Source organism: Dietzia sp. SYD-A1, assembly GCF_015356725.1.
Lineage (GTDB): Bacteria > Actinomycetota > Actinomycetes > Mycobacteriales > Mycobacteriaceae > Dietzia.
Genome location: NZ_JADDKI010000335.1, coordinates 1 through 6,920, shown reverse-complemented (window position 1 = coordinate 6,920; position 6,920 = coordinate 1). Strand labels below are relative to the sequence as shown.

At 70.6% G+C, this 6,920-nt stretch carries 5 protein-coding genes and 1 pseudogene; 3 read left to right on the top strand and 3 right to left on the bottom strand.

Annotated features, from left to right (window positions below; genetic code table 11):
* Positions 1 to 286: 286 nt before the first annotated feature.
* The 3 genes from ppk2 to IY392_RS13150 all read left to right on the top strand — a co-directional run bounded on the left by ppk2 (position 287) and on the right by IY392_RS13150 (position 3,537).
* Positions 287 to 1,186 (top strand): polyphosphate kinase 2, encoded by a 900-nt coding sequence (gene ppk2, locus IY392_RS13160; RefSeq protein ID WP_228549382.1) that lies wholly within the window; start codon positions 287 to 289, stop codon positions 1,184 to 1,186.
* Positions 1,187 to 1,263: 77 nt separating this feature from the next.
* The gene (locus tag IY392_RS13155) at positions 1,264 to 2,307 is read left to right on the top strand and encodes an enoyl-CoA hydratase/isomerase family protein (RefSeq protein ID WP_194861452.1); all 1,044 of its coding nucleotides are present in this window, start codon (positions 1,264 to 1,266) and stop codon (positions 2,305 to 2,307) included.
* A gap of 54 nt (positions 2,308 to 2,361) precedes the next feature.
* A complete protein-coding gene (locus tag IY392_RS13150; RefSeq protein WP_107756943.1) occupies positions 2,362 to 3,537 on the top strand; it encodes an AI-2E family transporter in 1,176 nt (391 codons plus the stop codon).
* Here IY392_RS13150 and IY392_RS13145 read toward each other — a convergent pair.
* From IY392_RS13145 to IY392_RS13135, 3 genes and pseudogenes are all read right to left on the bottom strand, one after another.
* Positions 3,485 to 5,131, bottom strand: a complete 1,647-nt coding sequence (locus IY392_RS13145) for a serine hydrolase (RefSeq protein ID WP_194861451.1) — start codon at positions 5,129 to 5,131, stop codon at positions 3,485 to 3,487. The genes IY392_RS13150 and IY392_RS13145 overlap by 53 nt on opposite strands.
* 9 nt (positions 5,132 to 5,140) lie before the next feature.
* Positions 5,141 to 6,586, bottom strand: coding sequence for a GH1 family beta-glucosidase (locus IY392_RS13140; protein ID WP_194861450.1), 1,446 nt, complete (start codon positions 6,584 to 6,586; stop codon positions 5,141 to 5,143).
* A gap of 23 nt (positions 6,587 to 6,609) precedes the next feature.
* A pseudogene (locus tag IY392_RS13135) lies at positions 6,610 to 6,920 on the bottom strand (MFS transporter); the annotation flags it as partial.

The following is a 6,920-nucleotide window of genomic DNA, read 5'->3' as shown; positions in this document are numbered from 1 at the left end:
GTCCTGCACCTCGTGGGGGATTCGTCCGGGGCCTGCGGGTGCGGGGCTCGCGGGGTCGGTCCCCTGGCCGGCGGCGAGGGGGTCGGACGCGAGTGCCGCGACCCCGGCGGCGGCGAGTGAGCCGAGGAACCCCCGGCGGGTGAGAGTCGTCATGTCGCCTAACCGTCAGGATCGTGTCGGTGCGGTGACGAGCGTCACCCTCGCCCGAAGCTAGACAGTCGTCTGGACTACTGTCAAGACGTTCCTCCGGGCCCGGAGCCGCCTGCGCGGCCGTAGTATCGGTGGGATGAGTGGCGACAAGCAGGGCAAGAAGGGCGCCAAGAAGGCGCGCCCCAAGGCCTCCTCGGACGCGGCGGGCACGAAGGCGGGCACGAAGGACCTGCTGCCCAGCGGGCTCGAGAAGCTGCCCAAGAAGGCCTACGAGGCCGAACTGGAGCGGTTGCAGGCCGAGCTCGTGGAGATGCAGGCCTGGCTCAAGGAGACGGGGAACCGGCTCGTGGTGGTGTTCGAGGGTCGCGACGCCGCAGGAAAGGGGTCGGCGATCAAGCGGATCACCCAGTACCTCAACCCCCGGTACGCCCGCGTGGTCGCACTGCCCGCGCCGACCGAGGTGCACAAGACGCAGTGGTACTTCCAGCGCTACGTCGAGCATCTGCCGGCAGCCGGTGAGATCGTGATCTTCGACCGCTCCTGGTACAACCGGGCCGGCGTGGAGCGAGTGATGGGGTTCTGTACGACCGACGAGTACCGCCGCTTCCTGCACCAGGCGCCGATCTTCGAGCGCCTGCTCGTGGAGGACGGGATCATGCTGCGCAAGTACTGGTTCTCCGTGTCGGACGAGGAGCAGGAGCGCCGGTTCCGCTCCCGGCACGACGATCCCATGCGCCGGTGGAAGCTCTCGCCGATGGACCTGGAGTCGATCAACCGGTGGGAGGCCTACAGCCGCGCCAAGGACGAGATGTTCATCCACACCGACATCCCGGAGGCGCCCTGGTACACGGTGGAGTCCGAGGACAAGAAGAGGTCGCGGATCAACGTGATCTCCCACCTGCTCTCCACCGTCCCGTGGGAGAAGCTGGAGCCGCCGACCTTCGAGATCCCGGAGCGACCCGAGGGGGCCAACTACGAGCGGCCGCCACGCGAGGAGTTCAAGTACGTCCCGGATGTCGCGTCCGAATTGCTCTGAGGTGAGGCGGGGGCGATCTAGGTAGGAATTCCTAGTATCTCGGCGACGGCGGGTGACCGGCCTGACACACTGGGGGCATGAGCGAATTCGTCACCACCCGGCGAGAAGGCCGGATGCAGCACATCGTCCTGGACCGCCCCAAGGCCCTGAACTCCCTCGACCTACCCATGTGCCGGGCCCTGCACTCCGCACTGGACGCCGCCTCGCAGGACTCGGGCGTGGAGGCCGTCGTCACCACGAGTACCTCGGAGAAGGCGTTCTGCGCGGGCGGCGACATCCGCGCCCTGCGCGACGCCGCGGCCGCCGGGGAGCACCAGACCAACCGGGAGTTCTTCTCCGAGGAGTACGCGATGGACCTCGCGTACCACACCCACCGGGTGCCCACGGTCGCGGTGATCCACGGCGTCGCGATGGGCGGCGGCCTCGGGATCTCCATCAACGGTTCGCACCGGGTGGTCACCACCACGGTCATGATGGCGATGCCCGAGACGGCGATCGGGTTCATCCCCGACGTCGGCGCCAGCCACTTCCTGCCCCGACTGTGCGGCGGCGGGACCCGCGGCCTGGCGGTGGGGATCTACCTCGGCACCACCGGGGTCCGGATGAACTCCGCGGACGCCCTCTACACGGGTCTGGCCACCCATCTGATCGACGACGCCGACCGGGACACCTTCGTCACCGTCATCGGATCCGACGGCCTCGACGCCGCCCTCGAGCGACACGGCCTCGAGCGCGCGGCGGCGGGGGAGTCCGCGGTCGAGCAGCACATCGACCGGATCGAGGACGTCTTCGGCCGCGGCACCGCGCAGGAGATGGTCGACGCCCTGGAGTCCGGCCCCCAGGACGAGTGGGCCACCGCGACCCTCGGGATGCTGCGGTCCCACTGCCCGACCTCCGTCATCGCCACCATCGAGCTGCTCCGCGCCGGGGCCGCCGCGGGCGATCTCCGCGAATGCCTCGACAACGAGCTGGCGCTGGGCGGATGGATCACCGCCCGTCCGGACTTCGTCGAGGGAGTGCGGGCCGTGGTGATCGACAAGGACCGCGATCCCACGTGGGATCCGGCCGACCTCGACGACGTCGACGTCGACGCCATCCGTTCGGCGCTGAACGGGGGCTGACAGGGGCTACTCTGATCCGCGTCCTGCGCGCTGGGCGCGGGTCGAGGAGGGGCCATGACGACCACCGGCGATGGCGTTCGCGAACCCGGCGTGCGCGAAACCGAGGTGCCCGCCCCGCACGAGGAGCCCAGGGGGTGGGGAATCGCCGGCGTCACGGTGGTGTCGCTGGCCGCGGCGTTCGCGGTGGTCTGGGGGATCTCCCAGCACGCGGCCATGGTCATGCCGGCCTTCCTCGCCCTCAACCTGGTGATCGCCGCCCAGCCGCTGCAGCGGCGCCTGGAGCGGGCCGGCCTGCCGCGGTGGGGTGGGATGATCATCGTCCTGCTCGTGCTCTACCTGCTGCTGGCCGCGCTGGTGGGGATGCTCGTGTGGGCACTGTGGATCGCCGCCGAGGAGATCCCGCAGTATCAGGACAGGTTCGTCGAGCTCTACGGTCAGACCATCGAGTTCCTCGGCCGGTTCGGGGTCAGCCAGGATCAGGTCTCGTCGAGCCTGGCGGGCGTGGACCCCGGCACGATCATCGGGACGGTCCAGAACGTGGCGGGGCAGGTGTCCTCGGCGGGGGGCCAGCTCACCGTCCTGGTGATCGCGCTGACCTTCCTGGTGTTCGACGTCCCGGGCGTCACCCGCCGTCGAGCCGTGATCGTCCGTCAGCGGCCCCGGCTGGCCGACGCGCTCAGCTCCTTCACCGACGGCGTGAAGTCGTACTGGATCGTCTCGACGATCTTCGGTCTCCTCGTCGCGATCATCGACACGGTGGCTCTGATGATCATCGGCGTGCCGCTCGCGGTGGTGTGGGGCGTGCTGGCCTTCGTCACCAACTACATCCCCAACATCGGCTTCGTGCTGGGCCTCGTGCCGCCCGCGCTGTTCGCACTGCTGACCGGGGGACCGGTCGACGCCATCTGGGTGGTGGTGATCTACTGCGTGGTCAACCTGGTGATCCAGAGCTTCATCCAGCCCAAGTTCACCGGCGACGCCGTGGGACTCACCCCCACCGTGACGTTCCTCTCGCTGGTGTTCTGGACCTCGGTGGCCGGCGCGTTGGGCGCGATCCTGGCGGTGCCGTTGACGCTCGTGGTCAAGGCCTTCCTGGTGGACGCCGATCCGCGGATGAGGTGGCTCTCGACGTTCCTGACCACCCCCGACGCCGACGCCAGACGCGACAGACGGCGCGTCAGTCGCCGGGATCGCCCTCGGCGGGGTCCTCTCCGGCAGGAGCTCGGGTGAAGGTCCCGAGTCCGTTGCCGTCCAGGAGCTCGACCGTGACCTCGTCGTCGTCGAACGTCACCGAGCCCCGCGACCCCGGCGGCCAGTTCTCGCTCCGTGGCTGGACGGCGAACGTCTCGCCGTCCCAGGGCTCGAGCGGCCACGCGACGGCCACCCGGCCCACGATCATCTCCAGCCCGTCCTCCGATTCGCGGACCTCCAGAGTCCCGAAGTAGTCGTTGTCGTAAGTGCCGACGAGCTCGGCCGGGTCCGGTGCCGGCGCCGGGGCGGCGGGTCGCCGCGCGTCCACCAGGTCTCCCACGGGATCGAGCACTGGGGCGAACGCCTGTCCGAACAGTTCGCGCCAGTCCAGCGTGGGGTCGCCGTACTGGGCGTAGTCGGCAAACCGGGCGTTGATCGTCTCCGCCACCCCGGTGGGCGAGGCGTTGGTCACGGTGATGATCCCGAGGTCCAGCGAGGGCAGCATGAGCATCGCGGTGCCCGCGCCGAGCGCGAAGGCCCCGGAATGGCTCCACTGGACCCGCCCTGACGAGCTGGTGCCGATGTTGAAGCCGTACCCGTAGGAGCCGGGGCGGTCGGCTGCGGCCTGTGGGGGCGCGGACACGATCTGTGGGGTGAGGGCCTCGCGCAGCGCCTCGGCGGGGACCACCTGGGTGCCGTCGGGTCCTTTGCCGTCGTGCAGCACCATGGCCATCCACGCGGCCATGTCGGTCACCGACGAACTCAGTCCCCCCGCCGGGGCCTGCGCGTCGGGATCGCGTTGGGGATCGGCGGGCACCCAGTCGCCGGTTCCCGCGCCCGTGTCGTTCCCGACGTGGCCGACGGCCCGGTTGTCCCGCTCGAGCAGCTCGACGTGCGAGTAGGAGGTCTCGCTCATCCCGAGGGGCTCGAAGATTCGCTCGCGGCTCAACTCGTCCCAGGGCGTCCCCGCGGCGACCGCCACGGCTTCCGCACCGGCTGTCAGCCCGAAGTTCGTGTACGCGTACGAGGCCCGGAACGGCGTGAGCGGAAGGTGCCGCAGACCGTGCAGGACCGCGGGCCGGTCATACCCCAGGTCCTCGAGATCGTCCCCCGCGTGCTCGGGCAGGCCCGAGCGGTGCGCGAAGACGTCGCCCACGGTGACGAGCGGGGACAGCTGGGCATCGGAGAGCTCGAACCACGGTAGGTACTCGCTCACCGGGGTGGACCAGTCGACCTCGCCGTTCCCGCTCTCCGCGGCCACCACTGTCGCGCTGACCGACTTGGAGATCGAGGCCAGTGGGAAGACTGTCCCCGCGTCCACCTCGGCGCCGGTGCTGGTGTCACGGACGCCGAAGCCCTCCGCGAGGACCACCTCGCCGCCGTGCACCACCGCGACGGCCGCGCCCGGGATCCCTGAGGCCTCCAGTTCCTCCTCGACGATGTCGGTGACCTTGCCGACCGCGTAGTCGATCCGGTCCTCGTCGACCTCGAGCGCCGAGTACGCGGCCGGACTCGCGTCCGGATCGGGTGTCGCCAACGGCGTCCCACACGCCGACCCGAGCAGCGCGAGGGCCGTGCCCACGCCGATCAGGCCCAGGGAACGACGGCGACCGGCGGTCGAGACTGTGGTCATCCGCCCAGCCTAGACCGCCGGATCCTCTCCCGAGGGTCGTGTCGGACCACCACCCGCTACTCGCTCCCGCTGCGCGGCGATCAGGTCGCGGTACCAGTACCAGGAGTCCTTGCGGGTCCGCGTGAGGGTGCCGTGGTCCACGTGGACCAGGCCGAAGCGCTCGGCGTAGCCGGCGGCCCACTCGAAGTTGTCCATCGCCGACCACACGTAGTACCCGTCCACGTTCACGCCCGCCTCGATGGCGTCCGCCACGGCCGCGAGGTGTGCGCGGAGATACTCGATCCGCCGGTCGTCGTGGACCGCTCCGTCCGCTCCGGGGCCCTCGTGGAACGAGGCCCCGTTCTCGGTCACCGTCACCGGCGGCAGCCCCGGGTAGCGCTCGTGGAGCGCCACGAGGATGTCCGTGAGGCCCGACGGCACGACGGGCCAGTCGAAATCGGTCCGCTCGACGCCCTCGATACGTACCGGGCGGAACGGCATGTCCTGCGGGAAGTCCACCTCGAGCACCCCGGAGTAGTCGGTGTCGGGGCGCGGGGCCTCGATCACCGTGGGTTCGTAGTAGTTGACCCCGTAGTGGTCGAGGGGGCCGGCGATGACGACGAGGTCCTGCTCGAGCTGGTCGGGGGTCAGTCCCGCGGAGCTCATGACGAGCTCGGCCACCCAGTCCTGCGGGTACTCACCGCGCAGGACGGGATCGGAGAACAGCCAGTTGGTGAGGATGCGGAACATCTCGGCGGCCTCGAGGTCCTCGGCGGAGTCGGTCGCGGCGAGGACGGGGAAGTGCTGTTGGACCACCCCCACCTCGTGCCGGGTCCCGGAGGCCCGGATGGCCTCGACCGCCAGGCCGTGGGCGCGGAGCAGATTGTGCGCCACGGGCAGGCAGTCCAGCCCCATTCCGAGGGCCGGCGCGTGATCGGTGAGCCCGTGACCGTACAGGGTGTGGACGTTCATCTCGTTGAGCGTGTGCCAGCGGGTGACGCGGTCGCCGAGGGCGTCGACCACCACCGCGGCGTAGTCGGCCAGTTCCCGGGAGGTGTCCCGGCGCAACCACCCGCCCTCGTCCTGCAGGGTCTGCGGCAGGTCCCAGTGGTAGAGGGTGGGCACGGGGCGGATGCCGGCCGCCAGGAGATCGTCGACGAGCCGCGAGTAGAAGTCCAGGCCGGGTTCGTTGACCCGCCCGCGTCCGGTGGGCAGGACCCGGGACCAGGAGATCGAGAACCGGTAGTCGTCGACCCCGAGGTCGGCCAGGTCGCGGACGTCCTCGGCGTGGCGGTGGTAGTGGTCGCACGCCACGGCCGGGGTGTCGCCGCCGCGGATGCGGCCGGGTTCGGCGGCGAAGGTGTCCCAGATGCTCGGGCCACGCCCGTCGGCGTCGGCCCCGCCCTCGATCTGGGCGGCCGCGGTGGCGGTGCCCAGGCGGAAACCGGGGGGCAGGATCGGGTCTCGGGTCGGCAAGGAAGGTGTCCTTTCTCGTGGGTCTATCGGACGCCGCGGAGTCGCAGGGTGCACAGGGCGGCGGCGACGGCGATGCCCGCGCCGGCCCCGTAGAGGGCGGGGTACCCGGCGGCGGAGGTCACGAGGGGTACCGCGATCGCGGGTGCGACCACCTGCGGCAGTGAGGTCGCGATGTTGGCCATGCCCAGCAGGGTGCCCGCGGTGCCGGAGGTGGCCAGCGACCCGGTGATGATCGCCATGTCGACCGCGATGAACAACCCCCAGCCCACGCCGAGTACGGCCGCGGCGGCCAGCACGGCGGGCATGGTGGTGGACGCCGCGAGGCCGGTCAACC